The sequence below is a fragment of the Variovorax sp. FG153 genome, assembly GCF_057809595.1.
In genome coordinates this window covers 1-23828 of record NZ_JBMDKG010000028.1, presented here as the reverse complement: position 1 = coordinate 23828, position 23828 = coordinate 1, and the positions used below count along the sequence as shown (strand labels likewise).

The 23828-nt window shown below is 64.6% G+C and carries 23 protein-coding genes and 1 pseudogene; 9 read left to right on the top strand and 15 right to left on the bottom strand.

The genetic code is table 11. From position 1 onward, the window contains the following. Positions 1-33: 33 nt before the first annotated feature. From ACODT0_RS26105 to ACODT0_RS26070, 8 genes are all read right to left on the bottom strand, one after another. Entirely contained in the window at positions 34-906 is an 873-nt protein-coding gene (locus ACODT0_RS26105) for a MotA/TolQ/ExbB proton channel family protein (protein WP_489042657.1), read from the bottom strand. 128 nt (positions 907-1034) lie between these two features. Continuing rightward, on the bottom strand, positions 1035-1721 hold the full coding sequence (locus tag ACODT0_RS26100; protein ID WP_422098395.1) for an energy transducer TonB: 687 nt from the start codon (positions 1719-1721) through the stop codon (positions 1035-1037). 98 nt (positions 1722-1819) lie between these two features. Further along, the gene (locus ACODT0_RS26095) at positions 1820-3058 is read right to left on the bottom strand and encodes an NAD(P)/FAD-dependent oxidoreductase (RefSeq protein ID WP_489042656.1); all 1239 of its coding nucleotides are present in this window, start codon (positions 3056-3058) and stop codon (positions 1820-1822) included. After that, on the bottom strand, positions 3048-3431 hold the full coding sequence (locus tag ACODT0_RS26090) for a RidA family protein (protein ID WP_489042655.1): 384 nt from the start codon (positions 3429-3431) through the stop codon (positions 3048-3050). Before ACODT0_RS26090 ends, ACODT0_RS26095 begins: the two co-directional genes overlap by 11 nt. Positions 3432-3539: 108 nt before the next feature. Further along, positions 3540-4667: an aminotransferase class I/II-fold pyridoxal phosphate-dependent enzyme gene (locus ACODT0_RS26085; RefSeq protein WP_489042654.1), complete on the bottom strand. Its 1128-nt coding sequence runs from the start codon at positions 4665-4667 to the stop codon at positions 3540-3542. Continuing rightward, positions 4664-6127: a M81 family metallopeptidase gene (locus ACODT0_RS26080; RefSeq protein ID WP_489042653.1), complete on the bottom strand. Its 1464-nt coding sequence runs from the start codon at positions 6125-6127 to the stop codon at positions 4664-4666. Before ACODT0_RS26080 ends, ACODT0_RS26085 begins: the two co-directional genes overlap by 4 nt. A 15-nt stretch (positions 6128-6142) precedes the next feature. Beyond that, positions 6143-7447: an MFS transporter gene (locus tag ACODT0_RS26075; protein ID WP_422098398.1), complete on the bottom strand. Its 1305-nt coding sequence runs from the start codon at positions 7445-7447 to the stop codon at positions 6143-6145. Next, the gene (locus tag ACODT0_RS26070) at positions 7440-9047 is read right to left on the bottom strand and encodes a serine hydrolase domain-containing protein (protein WP_489042652.1); all 1608 of its coding nucleotides are present in this window, start codon (positions 9045-9047) and stop codon (positions 7440-7442) included. Before ACODT0_RS26070 ends, ACODT0_RS26075 begins: the two co-directional genes overlap by 8 nt. Positions 9048-9066: 19 nt before the next feature. Here ACODT0_RS26070 and ACODT0_RS26065 point away from each other — a divergent pair, with 19 nt between their 5' ends. After that, positions 9067-9708, top strand: coding sequence for a TetR/AcrR family transcriptional regulator (locus ACODT0_RS26065; RefSeq protein ID WP_479668843.1), 642 nt, complete (start codon positions 9067-9069; stop codon positions 9706-9708). On the opposite strand, the gene ACODT0_RS26060 is transcribed toward ACODT0_RS26065, so the two are convergent. Further along, complete coding sequence (locus ACODT0_RS26060) at positions 9668-10723, bottom strand: enolase C-terminal domain-like protein (protein ID WP_489042651.1); 1056 nt, start codon at positions 10721-10723, stop codon at positions 9668-9670. The genes ACODT0_RS26065 and ACODT0_RS26060 overlap by 41 nt on opposite strands. A 13-nt stretch (positions 10724-10736) precedes the next feature. Continuing rightward, positions 10737-13088: a TonB-dependent receptor gene (locus ACODT0_RS26055; RefSeq protein ID WP_489042650.1), complete on the bottom strand. Its 2352-nt coding sequence runs from the start codon at positions 13086-13088 to the stop codon at positions 10737-10739. Positions 13089-13642: 554 nt separating this feature from the next. On the opposite strand from ACODT0_RS26055, the gene ACODT0_RS26050 reads away from it, so the two are divergent. Further along, positions 13643-13888 carry a hypothetical protein gene (locus ACODT0_RS26050; RefSeq protein WP_489042649.1) on the top strand — a complete coding sequence of 82 codons (246 nt, stop codon included), beginning with the start codon at positions 13643-13645 and terminating at the stop codon, positions 13886-13888. Positions 13889-14136: 248 nt separating this feature from the next. Here ACODT0_RS26050 and ACODT0_RS26045 read toward each other — a convergent pair whose 3' ends face one another. Both ACODT0_RS26045 and ACODT0_RS26040 read right to left on the bottom strand, forming a co-directional pair. Beyond that, positions 14137-14526, bottom strand: coding sequence for a hypothetical protein (locus tag ACODT0_RS26045; protein ID WP_489042648.1), 390 nt, complete (start codon positions 14524-14526; stop codon positions 14137-14139). A 231-nt stretch (positions 14527-14757) separates the two neighbouring features. Then, positions 14758-15600: an IclR family transcriptional regulator gene (locus tag ACODT0_RS26040; protein ID WP_489042647.1), complete on the bottom strand. Its 843-nt coding sequence runs from the start codon at positions 15598-15600 to the stop codon at positions 14758-14760. Between the two features lie 69 nt (positions 15601-15669). On the opposite strand from ACODT0_RS26040, the gene ACODT0_RS26035 reads away from it, so the two are divergent. From ACODT0_RS26035 to ACODT0_RS26005, 7 genes are all read left to right on the top strand, one after another. After that, positions 15670-16665: a Bug family tripartite tricarboxylate transporter substrate binding protein gene (locus ACODT0_RS26035; RefSeq protein ID WP_479668838.1), complete on the top strand. Its 996-nt coding sequence runs from the start codon at positions 15670-15672 to the stop codon at positions 16663-16665. Between the two features lie 4 nt (positions 16666-16669). Next, a complete protein-coding gene (locus ACODT0_RS26030; RefSeq protein ID WP_261216303.1) occupies positions 16670-17464 on the top strand; it encodes an SDR family NAD(P)-dependent oxidoreductase in 795 nt (264 codons plus the stop codon). After that, positions 17461-18618: an acyl-CoA dehydrogenase family protein gene (locus ACODT0_RS26025; RefSeq protein WP_261216302.1), complete on the top strand. Its 1158-nt coding sequence runs from the start codon at positions 17461-17463 to the stop codon at positions 18616-18618. Before ACODT0_RS26030 ends, ACODT0_RS26025 begins: the two co-directional genes overlap by 4 nt. Then, positions 18615-19541 (top strand): acyl-CoA dehydrogenase family protein, encoded by a 927-nt coding sequence (locus ACODT0_RS26020; protein ID WP_479668837.1) that lies wholly within the window; start codon positions 18615-18617, stop codon positions 19539-19541. The genes ACODT0_RS26025 and ACODT0_RS26020 overlap by 4 nt, the downstream gene beginning before the upstream one ends. Next, positions 19538-20785, top strand: a complete 1248-nt coding sequence (locus ACODT0_RS26015) for a CaiB/BaiF CoA transferase family protein (protein ID WP_489042646.1) — start codon at positions 19538-19540, stop codon at positions 20783-20785. Before ACODT0_RS26020 ends, ACODT0_RS26015 begins: the two co-directional genes overlap by 4 nt. A 10-nt stretch (positions 20786-20795) precedes the next feature. Further along, on the top strand, positions 20796-21578 hold the full coding sequence (locus ACODT0_RS26010; protein WP_057595896.1) for an enoyl-CoA hydratase/isomerase family protein: 783 nt from the start codon (positions 20796-20798) through the stop codon (positions 21576-21578). 225 nt (positions 21579-21803) lie between these two features. Then, positions 21804-22091 (top strand): hypothetical protein, encoded by a 288-nt coding sequence (locus ACODT0_RS26005; RefSeq protein WP_172705470.1) that lies wholly within the window; start codon positions 21804-21806, stop codon positions 22089-22091. 292 nt (positions 22092-22383) lie between these two features. Here ACODT0_RS26005 and ACODT0_RS26000 read toward each other — a convergent pair whose 3' ends face one another. The 3 genes and pseudogenes from ACODT0_RS26000 to ACODT0_RS25990 form a co-directional block, all read right to left on the bottom strand. Beyond that, positions 22384-22629, bottom strand: coding sequence for a hypothetical protein (locus ACODT0_RS26000; protein ID WP_082322217.1), 246 nt, complete (start codon positions 22627-22629; stop codon positions 22384-22386). 5 nt (positions 22630-22634) lie between these two features. Then, on the bottom strand, positions 22635-22901 hold the full coding sequence (locus tag ACODT0_RS25995) for a hypothetical protein (RefSeq protein WP_489042645.1): 267 nt from the start codon (positions 22899-22901) through the stop codon (positions 22635-22637). 471 nt (positions 22902-23372) lie between these two features. After that, positions 23373-23519: pseudogene (locus ACODT0_RS25990) on the bottom strand (IS5/IS1182 family transposase); the annotation flags it as partial. Positions 23520-23828 lie beyond the last annotated feature (309 nt).

The window sequence follows — 23828 nt, the reverse complement described above, 5'->3', positions numbered from 1 at the left end:
GCAGCAGGTAGGCAGGCACAAGCACGACCAGGCTCATCGCTTGGCTCCGATCAGTACATTGTGAAGATCTCCGCTGAAGTTGCGCACCCGCTCCATCGCGCTCTTGTTGCGTCGGATCAGCCAGTTGTAGCCCATCACTGCGGGAACGGCGACCGCCAGCCCGATGGCAGTCATGATCAACGCCTCCCCGACCGGACCTGCCACCTTGTCAATCGATGCCTGGCCTGAGATACCGATCGCCGTGAGTGCGTTATAGATGCCCCAGACCGTGCCAAACAGACCCACGAAGGGCGCAGTGGAACCGACCGTCGCAAGAAAGGCAAGCCCATCCTGCAGCCTGCTCTGCACCTTCTCCACGGCACGCTGGATGCTCATCGTCACCCATGTATGCAGATCGATCTGTTCAACCAACGTGCCCTCATGGTGCTGACTGGCCGTCAGGCCCTGTTCGGCGATGTAGCGAAAGGCGCTTCCATTTCGCAGCGTTTGCGCTCCGGCTTGCACACTGCCAGCCTTCCAAAACGACTTGCTGGCCGCGCTGGCGGCATTCAGCAGCTTTTGCTGCTCGTAAAGCTTGACGAAGATGATGCACCAGCTTCCGATGCTCATGAGCACCATGATGATCAACGTCCCTTTCGCGACGAAATCACCCTGCGCCCAAAGGGCGTTCAGTCCATAGGGATTCTCTATCGCATGCGCGGACGGCGCTGCACCTCGACCTTGATCCTGGCTCTCATCGGTCGTTGACGAGGGGACGTTCGCGTAGGTGCTCGCAACTGCCGGCGCACTGGCCGCTGGCGCTATCGGACTTGGCACCGGCTGGGCTGACGCTGTAAGTGCGCCGACCATCAAGGTGACAGACATAGCAGCGAGCCGGACGCTGCGAATGAAATTGATGAGGGACATGAGTGCTTCTCCATTAGAAAATTTGACAAAACGTGCATCACTGGCACGTGGATCGCGCGTGGCCATGCGCCCCGCACGAACAGACCTGTCGCGGCAGACGCGGCGAGCGCGCGACGGCGAGGCGGCTCTTACTCGAGCTTCCACACGTACTCGACGGTGGCGACCGCACCGCCTATCGGTTGCCCCTCCGAATCGGTGCCCGGCTTGAAGGGACACCGGCTCAACACCTCCACCGCCGCCGCATCCAACGAACGATGCTCCCGGGTCGGTCCCGAGGGCCTGTCGATCTCCGCTTTCGCCACGCGACCAGACGCGTCGATCGTGAATCGAATGCGCGTGGTCCCTGTGGCCTCTGCTCTCAATGCCGCTCTCGGGTACTCCGGCTTCTCGCAAGAAGACACGTCGATGCGCGCCGGTGTGCCCAAGGGTCGAGGCACAGACGGCGGCGCTGGCGGCGCGATGACCACGGGCGCGGGGGGCGGCGGCACCGAAGAGGCCGTGATCGACGGCTGCGCATCTGCAGGCGGCGCGACATTGAGCTCCGGCGGGGGCACATAGCTCGGTGGCGGCGGCGCGGCCTTGCGTGGAGGCGGAGGCTTTCGGGGCGTTTCTTTGGGCGGCGGGGGCGGCGGCGGCGGGGGGGGCGGTGCCTTGGGCTCCTCCAGGATGCTGACTTCCACGGGTGCCTTCACGACTTCCACGACCCGGCGCGCCAGTCCGCTCACCAGCGCCCAGCCCAAGAGCAGATGCAGTCCGACCACCACGAAGAAGCCGACCGCCTTGCTTGCAGGTCTTCGGTTTTCACTGAAATCCATGGATCAATTTCCTAGCCGGGGATCTGCCAAGCAGATGTCGGCAAAGTGCGAGGCGACGCAACCGCGGCGTCGGCAAGTCAGAGCGTTGAGCAACCCGTTCATGCGAACCTCGAGGGTGAGAACGCCTTCGCCTCCGTGTAAGGCCGCTTGGACTCGATAAGGTCCGCCAGAAGGCGTGCCCCGGCCGGCCCCAACGTGAATCCATGGTGCCCATGACCAAAGTTGAACCACAGGCCGCGATGGCGATGCGCCCGCCCGATGACCGGCTTCATGTCCGCGCAACATGGCCGCGCGCCGACCCAGGGCTCGTCTTCGACGGGAATACCTAAGCTCAGCAGCTCGCGGGCCTCGGCTTCAGCACCGGCGAGCTGACGTGGCGTCGGATGCGCATCGATGCGCGCGATCTCTGCGCCCGTTGTGATGCGCAGGCCTCGACGCTGCGAAGACATCACGTAGCCGCGTTCGGCGTCCAGGGTCGGAACGAGCACGCCATCTCCCCCGATGTAGTGCCGGTGGTAGCCGCGCTTGACGAACAGCGGCAACCGATAGCCCAGTGGTTTGATCAGCGAATCGGACCAGGGGCCGAGCGCAACCACCACGTGCCGTGCATGCAAGATGCCGCCATCGAGACGAGCCTCCCAACCGATCGATCGCTCCCTCAAGGCGATCGCGTCGGCACGGATGATGTGGCCGCCTCGTCGCTCGAACGCCTTGGCATAGCGTTCGACCAGTGCCCCTGGATCGCTCACGCTCCACGACTGCACCCAGTGAACGGCGCCGGCAACCGGCATGCGCAGCGCCGGCTCGGCCAAGGCCATCGCATGGGTGTCAAGTGCGTCAAAGGCGATGCCGTACTCCAGCTTCAGGCGCTCGGCCTGGGCGACTGCTTCCTCGAAGGCGCGCGGACTTCGGTACATCAAGCGAAGGCCCTTGCGGCGTACCAGATCTTCCGCGCGGGCAAGCGCCACAAAGCGGCCGTGCTCGTTCGTGACATGCTTGATGAGCCCCGCGTACTCGCGACTGATGCGGCGATGCTTCGACGGGGCAGAATTCCGCCAATAGCGCACCAACTGGGGTAGAGCGGCCAACAGGTCCATGAAGTGATAGTTGATGTCCAGGCCCCGTCCGAGGGCGGCACCGACCAGCGCCTTCAGATCGCGCGGGAACGTATAGGGTTCGACAGCCTCGCGTTGGATGACTCCCGCATTGCCATAGCTGGTCTCGCGCCCGACCGGCGAGCGATCGACCAGCGTCACTGAATGTCCGCGCAGCGTCAGTTCCAGGGCCGTACAGGTGCCGACCATGCCGGCGCCCAGGACCACGATTTCATCTGGCATCGGACATGGCTTCGGTTTCGAGCCGCGTTGCGGCGGTCACCGTGATTTCGATGCGTGCGCCGGGCACCAGCAACTGTGCCACCACCGTCGTGCGCGTCGGATACGGCGTCTGAAAATGCTTTCGGTACGTCGCATTGAACTCAGCGAAGTCCTCCGCGCGTGCGAGATGGACGGTGACCTGTACGACGTCGGCCAAGCTCAGGCCAACGGTGCGAAGCGAGGCATCGATGCGCTCAAGCGTCAGATTGGTTTGTGGCGCGATGCCATCGGGAATCGGTCCAGCGTCCGGGATCGGGAGCTCGCCGGAGAGGAAGACCAGTCCATTCGTACTGCGAATCTTGGAGAACGGAAGTTGGTTGTCGGTACGGTTCATCGTGTGCGCTGCGCCGTGCTTTGGCGCAGATAACTTCTGTGAAGTGAAAGGTTGGAAGACTTGTCGAGAGCCGGGGGAGCGCCTGCGAGCGATCGAGAGCCGGCCTTGCTAGAGCAACTCGCGCAGCGCGCCAAGCAACCGAGCGATCTGTTCAGGCGTGTGATCCGCGAAGGCAGCGCAACGCAACACGCCCATCGGTCCGGCGCCCACGTAGGTGGAATAGGCCACGAAAATGCCCTGTTCCCAGAGTGCGCGCTGGATCCGCTGCATCTGCAGACCATCCCCGTGCACAAAGGCGGCAATGGGTCCGGCGTTGTCCTCGACCTTCAGACCCAGGCCCCGCAGGCCCGCCTTGAGCGACCGCGCGTTCTCACGCAAGCGCAGAAGGAGTTCGGGGCGTCTGCGAATCAGGCGCAGGCTCTCCGCGGTCATAGCGGCGCCCGCGGAGCAGCCCAGCACCGCGCCACGCGCCACCGGGGTGCGCCACAGCTGCGCGATGGTTTGCGCATCACCAAGCGCAAACCCTCCGTGCGCGCCCAACGCCTTGGCAGTCGAGCCGCCGATCACCAGCCGGTCGAAGGGAAGCTGCGCGAGTTCTGCGCTCCCCCTTCCCTGCGGACCGATCGTTCCGAAGGCGTGAGACTCGTCAACCACCAGCCACCCGTTGAAAGGGGCGATCAGCTCCGCATACGCCGACAGTGGCGCAATGGCTCCCGTCGTCGCGAACACTCCGTCCGTGGCGACGAGTGGCCGCTGACCGCGCTCGAGTGTGTTTCCGAGCATGCGCGCCAGGTCTTGCACATCGCGATGCGCAAACGAATGGATTGGCTTGCCGGCCGCGTGGGCTCCTTCCCGCAGGCTGTAGTGGGCGGATTCGTCGATGTAGACAACATCACAGTCGGGCGCCAGTCCGGTGAGCGCGACAAGCCCGAACAGGTAGCCCGTTCCGAAATACATCGCAGCTTCCGTACCGAAGAACCGACGCGCTTCGGCCTCCGCTTGCTGGTTCGCGCCTGAACTGAAGCCATAGTGGCGCGGCAGGTGTGTGCTCGCACCAAACTGCCGCAGCGCAGCGCAGCCGATCTCGACGAGTTCCGGCGCGCCTCCCAGCCCGAGGTAAGCCGAGCCGCCGAAACAAAGCAGTTGCCGCCCGTCGACCATCATCGATGCGCCACTCGGCGATTCGACAAGACAAGGCGGTGATCCGCCGCTAGCCAAGGAGATCGTGGTGTTCATGCCAGATGCGGGGACGGGTTGTCCGTCGCGGGGAAGAAGTGCATGTGCCGATGGCGGTACGGGAGTCGTGCGAAGTCCATCGACAGCGCCGCACCGGTTTCAATGACGTGCCGATCCGTCGACAGCTTCGAGAACTCCCCGTAGTAGTGATGGCTCGACTTCACCGCGATGACCCGGGCTTCATGCAGAGGAACGCCCAACCCGGTGAAGGCGGATGGCGACAGCGTTTGTTGCCGCCGGCTGCTCAGGACGATGTCCGTGGCATTGACGCGGATCCAGGCGGCGCGACCCAGCGGATCACGAATACCCCCGACGCACTGCACGTGATCGGGCGCGAGCCCTCGAACGATTGCGACCACCTCGAGAGGTTGTCCCGATACCGCTCCGCTCTTTCCGCCCAGGCTCAACCGCAAGCGCGTCCCGATCCCCGAATCGAAGCATGCCTGGACACTTTGCGGGTCGACCAGCATCCCCAGCGCGCTGCGAAGCTGCGTGCGCTCCAAGAGTTCGGCCAGCAGCACGGTGTGGTCGCCCGGCGCCCCGCCGCCCGGGTTGTCGCCTGCGTCCGCCAGCAGCCGGGGCGCTAGGCCCTGCGCGTCGAGACCTTCGAGCGCCTGGCTGACCGACTCCAGACGAGGCAGCATCGCATGGCGGATCCGATAAAGCGCCTGCGCAAGTTCTGTGGCCTGGGCCATTGCGAAGGCGGCGTCGCCGTCCGCCACCACCAGCACCTTCGTTCCCGCATCCGCCACATCGCCCCATGGGAAACCATGCACCAGGCTCACCGAAAGGACGCCCGGACGTTTCTCGACCTCGCTCATCTTGTCCACCAGGCCGCGCATCGGCTCGATGGTCGTGGGGTAGAAGCCGACCATGCGGCAATCCGCGACGGCCATCACCGGACGGGTGACACCGCTTGCCGCGGCCCGGCAGGCGTCGAACAGCTCCGCGGCCCGGGCTTCGTAGTCCGTGTGGGGGTACTCGCGCATGAGGATGATGACGTCCGCATGCTGGGTCATGGTGGACGTCATGTGGCAGTGCGGGTCGAGCTCCACGCCAATCACGCATCGGGGACCCACGAGTTCGCGTACGGCGCGGATCAGGTCTCCCTCACAGTCGTCCTCGCCTTCGGCCACCATTGCGCCATGAAGGAACAGCAGCACCATGTCCAGCGGCATCGCCGCGCGCGCTGCGCTAAGGATTTCTCCGCGCAACTGCGCGTAAGCTTCGGCCCTGACCCGCCCCGCCGGTTGAGCGATGGCATACACGCCTTCGATCACCTCGTCGCCATAGCGGCGCGCGCGAAGGCGCCACTGTTCCACGATCGGGCCGACGTCGCCCAGCGCTCGCGCGGGTGTCGGTCCTCGAATGATGCCCAGTTCCTCGAACGACGCGAGGGTCGTGGGGTGCTCCGAGAATGTGTTGGTCTCCGTGACCAACGCGGATGTGAAGATCTTCATGAAAAAGAGCCTGTCTTAAAGCGCACGCAAGCGCGGTGCGAGCAAAGCGACGATTACTAGCGCGAGCACGAGTACTGATGCCGGCGCCGCCAGCCAGAGCAAAGCCAAGCGCTGTAGGGACGACGCATCGGGCGCCGCGCCCAGGGTTCCAACCCAGCCGAGCCCGATCCCCACAACGATGCCACCCAGTGATTGACCAAACTTCTCGGCGGAAAAGAGAACACCGAGGTATAGCCCGAGGCTTTCACCTTGCGCGGACGACTGTGTAGCGGTCTCCATCGCCAGTGTGGTGATTACTACCGTGAGCCCTCCACAAGCGACGCCGAACAGAACGGCTCCAGCAACCATCGGCGTGAGCGTGCGCGGTCCGGCAGTGAGGCAGACGACGCCGACGAGCGCCAAGAAGAGCGCGCCGCCAAGGATGCGAGCCGGGGCAACGCGACGCGCGACCCACGGAGCCACGGCAACGCCCGCCAACAGCGCGACAAAGATCGGCGTAAGAAGCAACGAGAGGCTTTCAGGACCTGCCTTGAGCAAATGCTTGTTGGCGTAGGGCAAAGCGCTGAGGAGCGCCGTCGAACTCGTGCCAAGTAGCAAAAGAACTAGCGCGACGCCATAGAACGCCTTGTTACGCAGCGTCGCGCGCAAAGCCTTCGGCAGCGACGGAGGCCGCTCGCGCTCGATCCCGGTGCGCATCGGGACCCTCCGCACGACGAGCCAGCAGACACCCAAAGCGACGAAAGCACCGGCGGCCAGCACCAGCGCGGCGACGAGGTAGCCGCCATGAAACTCGCTAAAGTGCGCAACGATCTGTGGCGCCAGTACAGTCACCAAGAGTCCTGCAATGGTCTGCCCAAGTGCACGGGATGACATCAAGGTGCTCCGGTGCTCCATGCCGTCGCACATATCACTCGCAATCGCTGTGTGGGCCACAGTGAAGACAGTAAGCAGCAACGATTGCAGGATCAAGATGGACCCCAGCACAAAGATCCTTATCGGCAGCGGAAAAGCCCACGTAGGCACAAAAAGCAGTACCAAAATGAAGGGGAGCGAGAAGGCACTGAAGGCAATCAAGTGACTTCGACTGCCCGCGGCACGCGCGGCGTTGTCACTTCGTCGCCCAATCCATGGGTCGAGCAGCAGATCAGCAAGCTTGGGAATCGCCAATAGCACGCCTGCCAGCGCGGGCGGTACCTTTGCAAACTCTGTCAGGTAGAACAGGAAAAGCAGAGGCACCACGCCAGAACTCAAGGTAGAGCCGAACGCCCCGGCACCAAATCCCGCCAGGGCTATGCGCGAGGGCGCGGGCATCTCAGCCATGGGAGCAATCCCTTGTGAACCGCAGCTGTCGAGTGCGTGCGGTATCCAACAATAGCTCGCGCTCCCCGTCCTTACCGGTCACCAGGCGCAGCGTGCCGTGCAAGGGTAATGCCGGATCCTCGCTGACCATCAGACAGGTATCGGCAAGCAACGGCTCCAACTTGTAGGTGCTGCGTCCATACAGTCCCGCGATGCGCATCAACCCAGGGCGGCTGTCCTCAATCACGGCCTCGCCACCGAGTTCCCTGCTGCACCACTTGCCCGCGAAGGCCTCGAGAACCTTCCGATCCTTCCCGGCGTTTTCGAGGCGATCACAGCGATAGCGCCGGCCTTGTTCGATCACGTCGATCGCGACAACCCTGTCAGCGTCGTTGCGCACCAGCTCGACCGTCAGGGCAATCACCGACAACAGATTCACCTGCAAGACGTCCGACGTCGATTGAGTCAAGGGGAGCGGAAGCCCGAAACTGCGCAGGACCAAGGTGTCCCCCTGCTTTGCAATGGCAAAGTGGCGGCCGTTCAAGGCACAGTGAAAGTCACCGCACAGCGCATCCGCAGAATCTGCGCTCACTGGTTCCTCCGCTGCTTCTAGTTCGTCCTCGAGCATCACGCTCAACAATCGCTGTGCAATCTCTACCGCAGTGACGTCGCTGCGGTTGCTCATGACCACGATCTGGACACCGTAGTCAGGTGCCGCGATCATCTGACATGTTCCGCCCACCACGCCGCCGGCATGATGAAGAATCTGCACGCCTCGCCATGTCTCACGAATGAGCCCAAAGCCGTAAGGGTGGAGGTATCCGTTGTTCAGTTCGGTTGGTGCCATCAACTCGTGTGAGAGCCGCTGCGGCCAGATCCTGGGCGTGATGAGGTGGCTCAGCCAGCGCTGCATATCATCCAAGGTGGACGCAATGCCACCTTCTCCGAGAATGACCGAGGGAAAGATCCCCTTCGAGAATCCGCCCTCGGCTCTCGCGATGTGCGAGGTCGCGCTTCCAAGCAGCGGATCAAGATCTGTACACCACAAGAAGGAATCGTTCATCGACAACGGCTCAAATAGCCGTTCACGCAGGCCTTCAGCCAAGGAGACCCCAAGCACGCGCTCGAGCACCTTGGACAGCATGCGGTAGCCCCCGTTGTTGTACATGAGCTGTTCGCCAGGCTTGAAGTTTTCTTCCTGCTGTCGGCACTGATAGTCGAAGGCCCCTTCGCTGGGCACAACGGTCATCCCGTTGGACAACAAGGAGAGGTCCAAATAGTCGCGCGTGCCCCCCGTGTGATTCATGAACTGCCGAAGTGTGCGGATTCCTTGAGTCGCTGGAAGCTCAGGCAGCCAGCGCCCGACGGGCTCATCGATCGAGAGCAAACCTTCATCACGAAGCAGCAGCGCGAGCGCTGAGGCGAAATGCTTGCTCGTCGAGCCGATGCGCATCTTCGTGGAGGGCGTGTTGATCAGGCCCGAGTCCAGGCTGGCCATGCCATAGCCGCGACGCAGAAGCGTCTTCCCATAGTGCTGGACGCTGGCCACCAGGCCGGGGGCGTCGTTGCGGTGAAGTTCGGAAAGCACGGCTTCCAGCTTTTCGGTGCGATGGAGGGTCATGGTTCTATTCGGTCCTAAAATGAATGATCAATCATTGTTTTTTCTGTGCAGCATGCCCAAACGAGATGAGAGCCACATGGCGTCGGTGCGTAAGCAAATCCTGGACGCCGCCCGCGTCGTGTTCGAACGCAAGGGAGTCGCTGACGCATCGATGGCCGAAATCAGCACGCAAGCGGGCCTTTCGATCGGCTCGATCTACGTTCACTTTCGTGCGAAGGAGGATGTCCTGCTTCAATTGATCGAAGCGGCGGATGTCAATGCCTCGCCCTTCGAGCAGTGCAGCAGTGCGGGAGAACTGCTGGGTCTTGTGGAAAGCCTGCTCAAAGCCCAGGAGCGCCCGGATGCCAGCAACCAGACGGCCCGCACGGCGCTCGAAGTCGCCGCGATCACGCGACGCAATCCGGACGTTCAGGCCGTTGTCACAAGAAACTTCAAGAGCTTGCGTCGCGCCCTGCTCGAGGCGGTGGCGCGCATCGGCCAGGCATCCGGTCATGCCGACGACGGCGAGATGCTTGCCATCGGAGAGTCGATCCTGGCGCTGCTGATCGCGGCCCAAGCCCAGATGCTGATCGGTGTTCCTACCAATGCTGAAGCCAAACTCAAGGCGGCGCGACTGCTGATCAAGTTGCTGCACGGCGCCCCCGTGCGGGTGAAGCGGTAGCCCACAACGGCTGCTCACTCGTATCGATGACAAAGGCTGCATCGTCAAAATCGATGTAGCCATCCGCGTAGGCTGCCGCCGGCGTGGTGTCTGAAGCCATCAGCAAGGGCGAGTCGAGGTCGACCAGGTCGGCCCACTGCGCTGCGATGAACGCCGGCTGGATGGCACGCGATCGTCCTCCCATGCACCCGACCATCACTTTCATGCCGCGCTCACGCGCTGCGTGAACGAGCAGCAAGGCAGCGCTCAAACCACCGCATTTGTCGAGCTTGATGTTCGCAACTTGGTATCTCTGCGCGACATCGTCCAGGTCTTCGATGGTCTGCAGAGATTCATCCGCGGCGATCGGAATCGGCGAGAAGTAGCCCTGCAGTTCGTGATCGTTCGCGGCGGGCAACGGCTGCTCGATGAGCACTACCCGGCAAGCGAGCAAGGCGCCCATCATTCGCTCAAGGTGGGCCATCGACCACCCTTCGTTCGCATCGACGGAGAGTGCCGCGTCCGGCCGTGCAGAGCGTACTGCATTGATCCGTTCGATATCGAGCTCGTGCCCATCGAGCTTGAGCTTGAGAGCCTTGGCTGCCGAGTGCGACCGCGCTGCCAACGCCATGCATTGAGGCTCGTCCACCCCAAGCGTCACCATGGTGGGGAGTGGACGCAGCGAGGGCAGAAATGCCATGCGATAGGCGGGTTCCCCCCGTTGCGCGGCCATGAGCTGCCAGAGCACCCAATCGAGTGCGTTGCGTGCGCCACCCGCGGGCATCTTCTGGACCTCGCGCCAGGCACCAAGGAGGTCCTGCGGCAGCCAGTCGCGCATGGCCTCGATGTCTTGTTTCATCCGCAGCCCGTCCTCGCCGCGGTAGAACACGCCAGCGGCCTCGGCGCGCGCCACATGGCGCCCATGGCGCCCATGGCGCCCTTCCACGCCGAGGACACACTGCCCCGGCAGCACGCGCCCGGCAATGGCCAACGGCTGCTTGAAAAGGATGTCCTGCGCGGACGCGTGTATTTCCATCGCGTCTCGCCGCTCAGGAGAAGTCCATGGAGAACTGCAGCCCGATCGTGCGCGGGGTGATAAGGTTCACCCGCGCCGGTCCGCCCGCAGTGCTCAGGGTGGTATCGGCTGCAGTCTGCCCGCGGCGATTGGTCAAGTTACGCACAAACAGACCCACATTGACCTTGCCCACCTGCACGCCGCCGCGCAGGTCGATCGCCGTGTACGCCGGCAACCTGTATTGAGGGATCCCAGGGGAGGACTTGAAGCTGTTCAAACGGTCGCCGGTATAGCGCAGGGTCGCACCGAAGTACGCTGGGTAGCCGCTGACGCTGAAGTTGTAGTCGGCCTGCACGGCGGCCGAGACCCGCGCCGTGTTGGGCAGTCGCTCCCCAGCCCTTCCACCCAGATCGGGGCTGTCGTCGACGAGCTTCGCGTCGATCACGCTGAGCGATGTGGCCAATCGCAGCGAGTCGATCGGCGCCGCGCGCAGCGTCCATTCAAGACCGCGCGAACGCGCACGCCCCGCATTTCCTATGCCGGAAAAGCCCGCGCTCGACGTGAACACCTGCATGTCCTTCCAGTCGATCTGGTAGAGCGCCACCTCCGTCGACAGGCGGCCCGGTATCACGTCGCCTTTCCAGCCCAGTTCATAGCTCCACAGGCTGTCGGACTTGAAGGAGGAGTTGGTGAGCGGTGCTCCGGTCAGGGGATTCACGATGAGTGGCAGCGGTCCCCCTGGCCGGTATCCACTGGCAGCGCGTACGTAGATCGCTTGATGTTCGGCCGGACGCCATCTTCCTGTGAGCAGCCAGGTCGTCACACCCTCCGATGACTGCGACGCAGGCTGGGGTTTTGGCGCGAAGATGCCGCTGAACTGCTGATCCAAGCGCTGGCTGTTGCGGCTGTGGCGTACCCCCATGGTGACGTCGGCATCTGGCGTGATGTAGTAGGTGCCGGTGCCGAAGATGGCGGTTTCACGGAAGGTCGATGGAAACTTGGCATCTGCCAGAACCGGATTCGTCGGCTGCGCAAACGCGTTGAACGGGCTGAGATGCTGCGTCTTGGAGCCAGTCTCGTCGGTATAGAAGAAGCCCCCCAGCCATTCAAACTGCCGACTGCGCGGCGAGGTCAGTCGCACCTCCTGCGTGAACTTCCGGTTGTTGAACCCATAGTCCATGCCATACGCACTGTTGACGATTCCTTGCGGCGCGAGCAGCGGCACGTAAAGTGCAGAGGTGTCAACGCGGCCCGCGCTCGAGGTACGCTGCCATCCGGTGATCGCATCGAGCGTGGCCCACTTCAGATCGACTTTGAGTGCTGCAGAGACGAGGTCGTTGCGAACCTCGGATGGCTCGCTCAACATGAGCCGCTTGGTCCGTGCGCCGAAGAGGGGGCGACCTGTCGCGATGTCGGTGTCCTGGGTCGACGCTCCGTCGCGCTCCTGGTTCTGGGTCAGCGCGGTCAGCCGAACAGTCACGTCCTTCGAAGGCGTGAGGAGCAAAGCGACGCGAGCACCGTCCGTCTTCGAAGCGTCCACCAGGCGTCCGGAGCGATTGACGTCACGGATGAATCCGCCGTCCGAACGCTGATAAACGGTCGCCCGAAGCCCGGCGACGCCGTCGCTCAGCGGCGCGTTCAACATACCTCGCATGACGTGACCGGTCTTGCCGCCCTGCACACCGGAAGCTTCCGCGGTCACTTGGCCGCTGAACGCGCTCGAATCCGGCTCTACAGCCACATACTTGATCAGCCCCCCCATGGCGCCGGCGCCATAGAGCGTTCCCTGTGGTCCGCGAAGCGACTCGACGCTCGCGAGATCGAACAGGCCGAGATCGAGCGAGGAAGATCCCCCGCCTGCATAGGCGGAGCTCGAGCCGAATGGAACGTCATCCACGTACATGCCGACCGTCGCCCCAACTTGCGAGCCTGTCGAAATGCCGCGCATGGTGATCTGGCTTCCGCCCGTGCCGCCCCCCGACTGGTTGTGATTCATGCCGGGCAGCAATGCAGCCAGGTCACTCAGTGACTGGTAGCCACCACGCTCCATGTCCTCGCCTTTGAGCACATCCGCCGTCAACGGAACCTCCCTTGCCGGCTCTCTGCGTCGCTGCGCGGTGACGCTGATGGACTCGATCGATTTGGGCGCAGCGGACTCGGAGGTGGACACGGCAGGCGGCGCATCTGACTGCGCACTGGCGTACAGATGCACGCTGCCACAAGCAATGGCGATGGTGGCTCGCAGCCACGCAGGGCGCCGAGGTGCGCCAGAGTGATCCCGAAGAACTAACATTTGTCTCCTATCAAAATGAATGAGGATTCGTTTTTTTTGAATTGTGCGGTTTTTCTCTTTCAGGTGCAAGTGGTAGTTCAAAAGGCTCTGCATGCGCGCGGATCAGCGCGGGTGCGACTGCTTTGACGGCGGCGAGACGACGGACAGAACCGCCAGACTTGGTGTATGTGTGCAAACAACTCAGGTCGCCCGGGGACAGCTGCGGCGCGTTGTGCTCGACGGCGATACGAACAACACCTCGCGCACGGCACTTCGCGCTTCTTCACGCATGCCTGCGTCCGGGGCCGGGACCTGCCGTTCTTCATCGACAGCCGTCGTATCGTGCAAGACACAGTTGGCGCCACAGCCATGGAGCAGTCGCACGCGAAAAGCCATGCCCTGCTCGTGAGCCGCGGGGCACCGAGCGCCTCGAATGGGCGTCTCGCAGTCGAGCCGGGCCCGAGCGAACGCGTGGACCGTCCCTACCCGCTGTTGGTGGGACCGACGTTCAAGCGACACACGGATGTCCCCTTGTACGGGCCACGAAAGCACCATCAAGTTTTCCGCCGATGTACCGATAACATGAATAGCTTGGAAATCAAATGAGGCATCGTTTCCCTCTCGGGACGCAGTATTGGACCCGCGGCAGACACCCATGTCTGTGTACCGTGGTCGACCAACTCACCGTCTTAAATCTCGCCGGCCACGTCGTCTCGACGCACTACGCCACGCAGCACGAGTTCCTCGGTCAAAAGATCAGGGATCACAATGTGATGGACGCAACGATCGCTCGGGGACTTCTCCCCGAGTACCAGCAGCTGCTGACCGCCTCGCCGGCGGCACTTGAAGCAAGGCACACGGCACGCCCGCCTGGCTGCGTCCACTTGTGCGAGGACGTCGAGGCAAACAGCTGAGCGGTGTCGATGAGCTCGGCGCTGATGGATGCACCTGCTCATGAACGACGAACAGGTCTCCGAACGCCAGCGTGCGTGATCCGGCGAGGATGGCGGCGCTCGGAACGCATGCGACAAGATCAGGACGGAGGCCTTCGAGGACAACGCGCCATCCGAGAACCGCTCCCGCGCGCTCGCAAGCTCACAGGCCGTCCCGGGGGCGACAAAAAAGCTTCCAGCCTTCCCCCCGGCATCGGGACCCGCCAGGGTCAGAGGAACGTCGTGACCAGCACCATCAACGCTATCGCAATGATGTATGCCGCCATCAACCACTGGAAACGATGGCCGACCCAAAAACTCTGCTCAGCGAAACGATCAGGCAGCCGCTCTTCCTCGGGGCGATCTTGCCCGACGGGCGAATCCAGACGCTCGCTTGTCTGCCGAGCGATCAGCAATGGGAACCCGGTGCCTCGGCATGCGCTGCAGATGACCACCCCTTCCGTAAAGCAGGAAGGGCAGGGAACTTCATCGCCGTCGTGCGTTCGGTACAGGCCGCTGCCGTGGCAGCTCCGACAAGCCACGACCCCGGCGGTGCATATCGGACAAGAAGAGGGAATGTCGATTTTGTTTTGAGTTACCGAAGCGGCGTCGGGTGACATGAGGATTCCAGAATCCGGAACCTGTAATACGCTTGGTGGCCGCGATCGGATGACCATTGTTTAAGTAAAAACCATTCAAACTCGATCTTGGTGGCTATAGCCATCAGCGAGCACAACACGCCCCCTAAAAAGCGGAGGAGGAACGGGGAAATCTATGGTTGCGTGCCCGGCCGCGAAGTTGCAGTTTCCCCCGGCACCTGAAAGCCGAGCGCTCAACATCCCCTGCCCCCTCTAGGAGCGGTCGCTCATCTCTTGAAGAAACACGCGCTTCCAGTCTTCGATCGTTGACTCGGAGACCACCGAGGCATGGGCCGCGATGCTGAGTGCCAAGCTCGGGGCGCCGCTCGCACTAGGCACTGCAGTGCCCATGCCGAAGCCGTCCTTCACCACGGTGCCCTGACTCAAAGCGAAGCCGGTCTTGCGCGCCATGCGCACGGCACTGCGCACGCTCTGGGGATTCAAGCGGGGATAAGGCTTCAGACCGGGAGCGATCAGGTCGATGATCTGCTCGCTGTGTTCCTTGTCCAACGCAGCCAGCAATGCGGTGGCACCCGCACCCACCCCAAGCAAGCGTCGCTGGCCTACTTCCACAGGCACGAAACGCATGAGCGCCTGACTGTCTGCCTTGGCGAGGCAGACCGCTTCGACGCCGCTTCGACGCATCAGGTACGCGGTGGCGCCCGTTCGACGTGAAATCGCGTTAAGCACGGGCCGCCAGTGCGCTACCTCGAGCATGCTGGCGGACGGCGCGAGGCTCAATTCGTGGACCAACTCCCCCAAACGGTAGCGCTTGTCCCGCCCGGGCGCGCTCGCAAGCCGTTCCTCAATCAGGCAGCGCAGGATGCGGTGCGCGGTGGAGCGGGCCAGGCCGCAATCGGCCGCCACCTCCGCCAGCGTCACGCCTTCGGCGCCGGCTTTGCCAAGGGAGCGCAGCACCGCGGCGGCCCGGCGTATCGCCTGCGTGCCGCTGGGAGGATCCGATTCGGGAGAAGTGCCCATGATGTGGAACAGCGGTTGCCGTGATTTCCCTTGCCGGCAGGCGAAGGGCTGGATGTCATCGAACGCATGCGCCAAATTCGATGCTCGATTATTCCATCATGTGGTTGATCTCGATTCCCCCGAAGCCGCAACAGGAGCACGACCATGGGCTACCCGATTTCCTTCACGCCTTCCCGCCGCCGGCGCAACCTGGTTGCGGCCGCCACGGTTGCCGCGCTGGCAGGCATCGCCCCGTGGCCCGCCTTGGCGCAAGGCGCTTTTCCGGACAAGCCGGTGCGCATCATCGTGCCGTTCGGCGCCGGCGGATCCGACTCGCTGGCTCGTGCACTCGGCGAGCGACTCGGCGCGCAACTCAAGCAACCCGTGATCGTCGAGAACAAGCCCGGCGCGGCGGCATTGATCGGCACCGAATACGCGGCCGCCCAGCCCGCCGACGGCTACACCATTCTGTTCCTGGGCGGCGGCAGCCTGACGCCCGTGCTGGTCAAGGACCTGAAGTTCAACCTGCTGCGCGCCATGCGGCCCGTCGTGTGCGTGGCGCGCGGCGGCATGACGCTCATGGTCCCGGGCACGCTGCCGGTGAACAGTTTCCGCGAGTTCGTCGACTACGCGAAGAAGAACCCCGACAAGGTCAACTTCAGCTACACCGCGGGCAGCATCCTGCTGGCGGGCGAGATGCTGAAGTCGCGCGCGGGCTTCGGCGCGACGCCCATCCCGTACAAGGGGTCCACCCAGGTCGCGACGGCGCTGATCGCCGGCGAGATCCAGATGGGCATCGACGTGCCGCTCTTCTACGTCGGCATGATCAAGGAAGGCCGCATCAAGGCACTGGCGCACGGCGCGTCCGAGCGCTCGCCCTCCCTGCCGGACGTGCCCACGCTGGCGGAAGTCGGTGTGCCCGACCTCAGCTTCGCCTTCTCGTTCGGCTTCTGGGCGCCGGCCGCCACGCCGAAGCCCATCGTCGACCGGCTGAACGTCGCGTTCAACGAGGTGCTGAAGGAGCCCGACATCCGCGCCCGGCTCGCGCAGGCCGGCGTGATTCCGGTCGGCGGGCCGCCGGAAGTCCATTCCAGCCAGGTGATGGCCGAGCAGCAGATGTGGGCGCAGGCCGCCGCGGCGATCGGCTACAAGCCGGAGTAGGCGCATGTTCTCCTTGTCAGGCAAGACCGTCGTCGTCACTGGCGGCGGGCGCGGCATCGGCCGGGGCATCTCGCTGGCGGTGGCGCGCTGCGGCGCCAACGTGGTGCTGAGCGGCCGCTCGATGCAGGCCTTGGCCGCCACCCGGCTCGAACTGGAAAAACTCGGCGCGCGGGCACACGCCGTGGCCGCGGACGTGACGCGCGCCGACGACATCGCGCGCCTCGTGACCGAAGCGGAAAGCCGCTTCGGCGCCATCGATGGCTGGGTCAACAACGCCGGCAGCGCGGCGCCGGGCGACACCGGCCCGTTGCTGGAGGTGCGCGAGGACCAATGGGACCGCGTGGTCGACCTGAACCTCAAGTGGACCTTCTTCGCGGCGCAGGCGGCCGCTCGCGCGATGCCGCGCGGCGGTTCCATCGTGAACATCACCTCGCGCAGCGCCTCGCATCCCAATCCCAACACCGGGCACTACGGCGCGGCCAAGGCAGCGGTCGAGAACCTCACGCTCACCATGGCCGCCGAATGGGGGCACCGGGGCATCCGCGTCAATGCCGTGGCGCCCGGCGTGGTGATGACCGAGGAACTGGCGAAAGTGTTCGACTCCGAGAGCCGCATCCGCCGCCAGGTGGAGACGGTGCCGCTGCGGCGCCTCGGCACGCCCGACGACATCGGCCCGCTCTGCGCCTACCTCCTGTCGGACGAGGCGTCGTGGACCACCGGCGCCCTCATCGCGGTCAACGGCGGCAGCCCCGTGCCCATGGGCTACCTGAGCTATCTCCACAAGGTGAACAACGCGTGAATTTCGAATGGACACCCGAACAGCGGGCCTTGCGCGAGCGCGTGCGCGCGCTGCTGGCGCGCGAACTGCCGCCCGACTGGGAACACATCAGCCGCCATGGCCCGGGCTCGCCGGCGCAGACGGCGTTTTCGCTGGCGTTCTGCCCCAAGCTCGCGGCCGAGGGCCTGCTGGTGCCGCATTGGCCGGCCGCGCATGGCGGACGCGATGCGCCGGCATGGGAGCACTTCATCATCGGCGAGGAACTGTTCGCCGCGGGCGAGCCGCGCGGGCCGCAATACATGAACGCCAACTTCATCGGCGCCACGCTGATGAAATTCGGAACGCCGCAGCAACAAGCCCGCTACCTGCCCGACATGGCCGCGGGCCGCGCGGTGTGGTGCCAGGGATTCTCCGAACCCTCGGCCGGTTCCGACCTCGCCGCGCTGGCCACGCGCGCGGTGCCGCGCGGCGGCGAGTACGTCATCAACGGCAGCAAGGTGTGGACCTCCTATGCCGGCATGGCGCAGACCTGTTTCCTGCTGGCGCGCACCGGCGCGGGCAAGGGCGGCATCGCCATCTTCCTGGTGCCCATGGACACGCCGGGCATCACCGTGCGCCCGATCCCGTCGCTGATCGGCCATGGCGACATCCACGAAGTCTTCTTCGACGACGTGGTGGTGCCCGCGGCGGCGCGCCTTGGCGAAGAAGGGCAGGCCTGGGCCATCATCGGCTATGCGCTCTCGCTGGAGCGCGTGGGCCTGGCCCGCTACGCGTTCTCGCGCCGCGTGCTGGACCGGATGGTCGGCGAGCTGACTGCGCAAGACCGGTTCGCCGACAGCGCCGTCCGGGCCCAGGCCGCGCAGGCCCTGGCCGCGTGCGAGGCGGCGCGCCTGCTGGTCTACCGCGTGGTCGACGAGCGCGCGCGCGGGCTGCCCCCCAGCGCCGTCTCCAACCTGGCGCGCGTCGCCGTCGTCAAGGCCGACCATGCCGTGTCGGACTTCGCGCTCGCGCATTTCGGCGATGCGCTGTGCGGCGACCGCTGGCCGCTCGTGCTGGCGCACCACGAACGCGCCATCGCCGCCGGCATCGCTTCGGGCGCGGCCGAAATCCAGCTCAACCTGGTGGCGAACGATTGGCTGCGGCTGCCGCGCGAATCCCGCCTGGAGCGCTCATGAACCTTCAATTCAACCCCGATCAGGTGGCGCTGCTGGATGCGGTCGAACGCATCGCGCTGGAGCACGAGACGCGGGCGCTGTCCCACGCCAGCCACTTCGAGTGCTCCGCGTCGCTGCAGGCCGACCTGGAAGCGACCGGTCTCCTCGACGCCGCGGCCCTGGAGGAACTCGGCCCGGTGGCCGCGGTGGCGATGGTCCATCGGCTCGCCAAACTGCCGCAGTGCGTGGAACTGCTCGCGGCCGCGCTGGTGCGCCCGTTGCTCGCGCCCGCGCTGCCCGGCCCCTGCGCGCTCGTCTGGGAGCGCCGCGACCGGCCCGCGCGCTGGCTTCCCGGCGCGCGCTCGGTGCTCTGCGTTCGCGGCGACGCGGTCGAGCACGCCGTGCTCGCCGACGCCGATGTCATGGCCGTGGACAGCCCCTTCGGCTATCCGGTGGGCCGCCTGGTCGCGCCGGATGCGCTCGCATGGCGCGCGCTCGACCTGGACGCGGCCGAGCTGCGCCGGCTCTGGCGGCTGGGGGTCGCGGCCGAACTCGCCGGCTGCCTCGAAGCCGGCCTGAACGCCGTGGTCGCGCATGTGAGCGAGCGTCGCCAGTTCGGGCGCCCGCTGGGCGCGCTGCAGGCGATCCGGCACCGCCTGGCCGCGGCCGCGGTGCAGGTGGAGGCCGCGCGCTGGCTCGCGCTGCAGGCGGCGCGCAGCGGCAGCGATGCCGACGCCGCCTGCGCGCTGGCGCACGCGCAGGAGTGCACGCCCGCCATCACCTACGACCTGCACCAGTTCATGGGCGCCATGGGCCTCACGCTCGAACACCCGCTGCACCGTTGGACCACGCGGGCCAAGATGCTGCGCTCGGACCTGGGCGGCGCGCAGGCGCAGCAACTGGCCCTGGCAGCCCTGGCCTGGAATCTGGAGGAAACCGCATGAACGATACCCGCCCACGCATGCCGCTCAGCGGCGTCAAAGTGCTCGACCTGAGCCGCATCCTGGCGGGCCCGCTGGCCGCGCAGGCCCTGGCGGACCTCGGCGCGGAAGTCATCAAGGTCGAGCGCCCCGGCAACGGCGACGAGGCGCGCCGCTGGGGCCCTCCGTTCCTGAAGGACCGCGAGGGCAACGACACGCGCGAATCGCCCATGTACCTGTCCGCCAACCGCAACAAGCAGTCGATCACCATCGACATCGCCAGTGCGCAGGGGCAGGACCTGGTCCGGCGACTGGCGGCGCGCTCCGACGTCCTGCTCGAGAACTTCAAGGTCGGCGACCTCGCCCGCTACCACCTGGACCATGCGTCCTTGCGCGCGCTGAATCCGCGTCTCATCTACTGCTCGGTGACCGGCTTCGGCCAGACCGGTCCCAAGAGTCACCTGCCGGGCTACGACACCGTGTTCCAGGCCATGAGCGGGATGATGAGCGTGACCGGCTTGCCCGACGGTGTGCCCGGTGGCGGCCCGATGAAGACCGGCCCCAGCCTCGCCGACTTCATCGCCGGGCAGTACGCTGCCTCAGGGGTATTGGCCGCGCTGTACGAGCGCGATGGGCCTCAAGGCACGGGCATCGGGCGGCACATCGACATCGCTTTGCTCGACTGCACCATCGCCGCCCAGACGCATTCGGTCATGACGTACCTGGCGGCCGGCGTGGTCCCGCCGCGCCGCGGCACCGAAGGCAACGGCGGCCTGCCTTCGCAGGCGTTCGAATGCGCCGACGGCGGCATCATCGTTATCTGCGGCAGCGAGGCGCAGTACCGGGCATTCTGCGGCGTGCTGGAGCAGCCGCAGTTGGCCGACGATCCTCGCTTCGTCACCAATTCGGCGCGCCTGGGGCACCGCCGCGAACTGGCCGATGTGTTCAACGCGCTCACCCGGCAATGGCGTGCCGGCGAGCTGCTGGCGGCGCTGGAAAAGGCGGGCATCCCCAGCGGCCCGATCCATCGTTATCCGGAAGTGTTCGCCGATCCGCAGGTGGTGCACCGCGGCGTGACGCAGCGCGTGCCGCACCCCACGGCGGGAGAAGTCACGCTGTGCGTCAGCCCGATCCGCTTCACCGGGACCACGGCGCCGCAGCCCACCGCGCCGCCGACGATCGGCGAGCACACCGATCGCATCCTGCGCGAGGTGCTAGAGATGGCGCCCGAAGCGATCGCATCGCTGCGCGAGCAGCGCGTCGTTTGAGAAGGCATCGATGACGCACAGCTTCGAAACCCTTCTTTGCGACGTGTCAGACGCAGGCGTCGCGACGCTCACGCTGAACCGTCCCGCATCGCTCAACGCCATCAACCGGTTGATGGCCGATGAAATGACGGATGCGCTGGAACGCCTCGCCGCCGACCCCAGCGTGCGGGTGCTGATCTTGCGCGGCGCGGCTCATGCGTTTTGTGCAGGCGGCGACGTGCGCGACATGGCAGGACAAGGCATCCGTCAAGCAAGCGAAGCCCTCGAAGGCATGAGCCGGTACCGCCGGCTCGTGCTCGCACTGCACGGTTTTCCGCGACCGGTGATCGCCGCCGTGGACGGCGTGGCCTTCGGCGCCGGCATGAGCCTCGCACTTCTGGCCGACATGGTCCTGCTGAGTGATCGCGCGAGGCTCTGCATGGTGTTCCAGCGTGTCGGCCTGATTCCTGACTGTGCCGCGCTCTTCACACTTCCGCGTCTCGTGGGCCTGCAGCGAGCGAAGGCCCTCACCCTATCGGCGCGCGAGATCGGTGCGACCGAAGCGCACGCCATGGGCCTGGCACTCGAAGTCCTGCCTTGGCAAACACTGCATGCAAGGGCGGACGAAGTAGCCGCCGCACTGGCCACCGGTTCGCCTACCGCGCTGTTGCTGACCAAGGAGGCATTGGACGCATCACTCCAAAGTGATTTGCCGACGATGCTGGCGATGGAAGCGAGTGCGCAAGCCATTGCCCTGGCAAGCGAAGAACACCGGATCGCGGTGCAGGCCTTCGTGCGCAAGAAAGGGCAGTAAAGCGAATGGCCAGCGAGACCCGCTGAGAAAGCGGAGTCGTTATGCCTGAACGTCGAAAGAGAGCCTTCGGCGAGCTTGCATGGCGACCATCGCGCTGGGCAAAGCTTCTCGAGCGACACCCGCGCTTGCTGTTCGACGAACCTTGCGAGTTGGCCTGACGCGGGCGCAATCTGCAGCCTCGACCCTCAATTGCAGAAGGACACAGAACGCCACGAATTCGTTCGCATGCCGACGAACGGCCCCTGGCAGAATCGCAACATGCTTCTTCCAGCTCCCCTAGGTTCTCAGCGCGCACAAGGACTTGCTGCCCAGTTGGGCTGCACGGTGGGCGAGTTCGCATCGTCGGATGGTCAGCCGGAGGCCGCGTTGCTGGGCAGCGTGGCCAGTCTTGCCGACATGCTCCTCGAGTTTGGCGCACGCTTCGATCCCGACGAGAAGGTATATGTGTTCCGCAACTGGCCGACGCTCGAGGCTGCTCTGAGGCACATCGTCGATTCGCGAAAATCGAGCTAAGGTGCTGGTGTTGCGGGATCAACGCCAGGTGCAAAGGCATAAATCTCGATGGACTTGGCGTACTGTCGACGTTCAGGGCTGGAAATCCGTTGCGGGCGAAGCCGCGAATGCTGGCTGACAGATCGATGGCCTGCCGCACGTCGCGCTGGGGCGGCATGTAGGGTAGATGGCGTGCACAGTTCATTGACCGCGCGGGTGGTAAGGGCAGAAACCGGCGCCCTTCGCTTTCCTCTCGGTTAAGCGGTGATCAAACTCGGTTCAGAGGCTCTATCGGCTTCAGGTCGCTCGCCGATCATTTTTGCGGAGACGCGCCATCAGTCTTGCGAAGTCCGCGCAGGTTCATCGCGGCTAAGCAGACTTGGAGCGCAATCAGCGCCCAAGCGCTTGAATAAAGGCCCCAGACACCCCACAGCGCGTTACTTGCTAGAAATACCCAAAATCCAATGTTGCGCTTACTCTTCACGTTCGATGCAACAAGCCAGGCGGCGCCGACCGAGGCGACGAATGCGGGCCATTGCAGCCAGGAAAGCCAGTCCATTGCGCTTAGCTCGCGGAAAACGTTGGCGGGTCTGCGGCCGCTGACCGGCTTCCTATCCAGGCGAGGCACTGTTCTCGTAACAGGTCGATCGATGCAAGCGCATTGCGCTGCGGCTCGAAGACTGGCAACTCGCAATAGCGTTCGCCCTCGCGACGAATTTGCGCAATTCCGGAGAAGGTGGCGAGCGCGGGCGCCGGCATGAGTCTGTAATGAAACTCCCATTCCTGATAGCGCTCGGAATGCGAGAGCGCATCGCGCTCGTCACCGCGCACAGCGGGCGTCTTTGGCTGCTTTCGTACAACGAAGGAGTGGAAGGGCCGTGGCTGATGCATATATGACATGTCGGATGAGCAGATACGGGGGGCGCCGGATCAGGACTCGGAATGGGACTTCGTTTGATCCCAAGATGCAGAAGAGCGTAGTCAACGGCTTTTGCAACGTTTGTCGGAAAAGATGCCGACAAGCGCGAGCCGGGTCCAGCAAGCGTCGACCATCGCAGAAGTATCGCTGGACGTCCTAGACGAGACCGCGCGTTTCTTTCCATGTCGCGGATGTGCCGCGCCAAAATTTAGATGAACACCGCAGCTATGGGCTGAGGATAAGCTGCAGAACGTGATCTACCAAGGCGATTGAAAGAGGCCAAAGGCGACGATGCGACCGCTCTGCTCGTTGGAGGAATTTCGATTTTTCGTTGCTGCGCATCTCCGCCGTGCGGGTGCCCCTACGGGCACCATCCACAGGTTCTAGCGAAGAAGCAGCGTGACGACCTGCGGCGTGCTTTTCGCCAAGCCCCGATAGGGAACCGTGTTGAAGTCGAATCGCAGTTTGGTAACTCGGAACGGGTGTTCGACCCTGGCTGGGATGCTGGCCTTCACCTTCTCCATGTGCTCGGTCACGAACCCAGGTTGGATCAAGCACCCTGCATGCCCGCGTTGTCACATGTCAGGCCGACCTTGCGGCGCGGCGCGCTCGCGCATGCCCGGGTAGCCCGAGTCGCCGAAAGCCGTGTTCGGCGATCTGGTTCAAGAACTCAGGCACTTCCTGTCCGTCACCTCATCGCGCAGTTGAACGCTCTCCAAGCCGGCCGTAGCCCGGGATGCTTCATCGAAGGTCACGGAGTTTGAGAGGGTGGACAGAAACGGCGACGCGCGAATGCATGAAGCTGGGCCTGAGCATGAACATCGTGAAGCTGCCCTCGA

What these genes read in the sequence shown, in the direction of transcription:
- ACODT0_RS26105 (WP_489042657.1), bottom strand. Translation starts at nt 906, where the DNA reads ATGTCCCTCATCAATTTCATTCGCAGCGTCCGGCTCGCTGCTATGTCT.
- ACODT0_RS26100 (WP_422098395.1), bottom strand. Translation starts at nt 1,721, where the DNA reads ATGGATTTCAGTGAAAACCGAAGACCTGCAAGCAAGGCGGTCGGCTTC.
- ACODT0_RS26095 (WP_489042656.1), bottom strand. Translation starts at nt 3,058, where the DNA reads ATGCCAGATGAAATCGTGGTCCTGGGCGCCGGCATGGTCGGCACCTGT.
- ACODT0_RS26090 (WP_489042655.1), bottom strand. Translation starts at nt 3,431, where the DNA reads ATGAACCGTACCGACAACCAACTTCCGTTCTCCAAGATTCGCAGTACG.
- ACODT0_RS26085 (WP_489042654.1), bottom strand. Translation starts at nt 4,667, where the DNA reads ATGAACACCACGATCTCCTTGGCTAGCGGCGGATCACCGCCTTGTCTT.
- ACODT0_RS26080 (WP_489042653.1), bottom strand. Translation starts at nt 6,127, where the DNA reads ATGAAGATCTTCACATCCGCGTTGGTCACGGAGACCAACACATTCTCG.
- ACODT0_RS26075 (WP_422098398.1), bottom strand. Translation starts at nt 7,447, where the DNA reads ATGGCTGAGATGCCCGCGCCCTCGCGCATAGCCCTGGCGGGATTTGGT.
- ACODT0_RS26070 (WP_489042652.1), bottom strand. Translation starts at nt 9,047, where the DNA reads ATGACCCTCCATCGCACCGAAAAGCTGGAAGCCGTGCTTTCCGAACTT.
- ACODT0_RS26065 (WP_479668843.1), top strand. Translation starts at nt 9,067, where the DNA reads ATGAATGATCAATCATTGTTTTTTCTGTGCAGCATGCCCAAACGAGAT.
- ACODT0_RS26060 (WP_489042651.1), bottom strand. Translation starts at nt 10,723, where the DNA reads ATGGAAATACACGCGTCCGCGCAGGACATCCTTTTCAAGCAGCCGTTG.
- ACODT0_RS26055 (WP_489042650.1), bottom strand. Translation starts at nt 13,088, where the DNA reads ATGCAGAGCCTTTTGAACTACCACTTGCACCTGAAAGAGAAAAACCGC.
- ACODT0_RS26045 (WP_489042648.1), bottom strand. Translation starts at nt 14,526, where the DNA reads ATGTCACCCGACGCCGCTTCGGTAACTCAAAACAAAATCGACATTCCC.
- ACODT0_RS26035 (WP_479668838.1), top strand. Translation starts at nt 15,670, where the DNA reads ATGGGCTACCCGATTTCCTTCACGCCTTCCCGCCGCCGGCGCAACCTG.
- ACODT0_RS26030 (WP_261216303.1), top strand. Translation starts at nt 16,670, where the DNA reads ATGTTCTCCTTGTCAGGCAAGACCGTCGTCGTCACTGGCGGCGGGCGC.
- ACODT0_RS26020 (WP_479668837.1), top strand. Translation starts at nt 18,615, where the DNA reads ATGAACCTTCAATTCAACCCCGATCAGGTGGCGCTGCTGGATGCGGTC.
- ACODT0_RS26015 (WP_489042646.1), top strand. Translation starts at nt 19,538, where the DNA reads ATGAACGATACCCGCCCACGCATGCCGCTCAGCGGCGTCAAAGTGCTC.
- ACODT0_RS26010 (WP_057595896.1), top strand. Translation starts at nt 20,796, where the DNA reads ATGACGCACAGCTTCGAAACCCTTCTTTGCGACGTGTCAGACGCAGGC.
- ACODT0_RS26005 (WP_172705470.1), top strand. Translation starts at nt 21,804, where the DNA reads ATGCCGACGAACGGCCCCTGGCAGAATCGCAACATGCTTCTTCCAGCT.
- ACODT0_RS26000 (WP_082322217.1), bottom strand. Translation starts at nt 22,629, where the DNA reads ATGGACTGGCTTTCCTGGCTGCAATGGCCCGCATTCGTCGCCTCGGTC.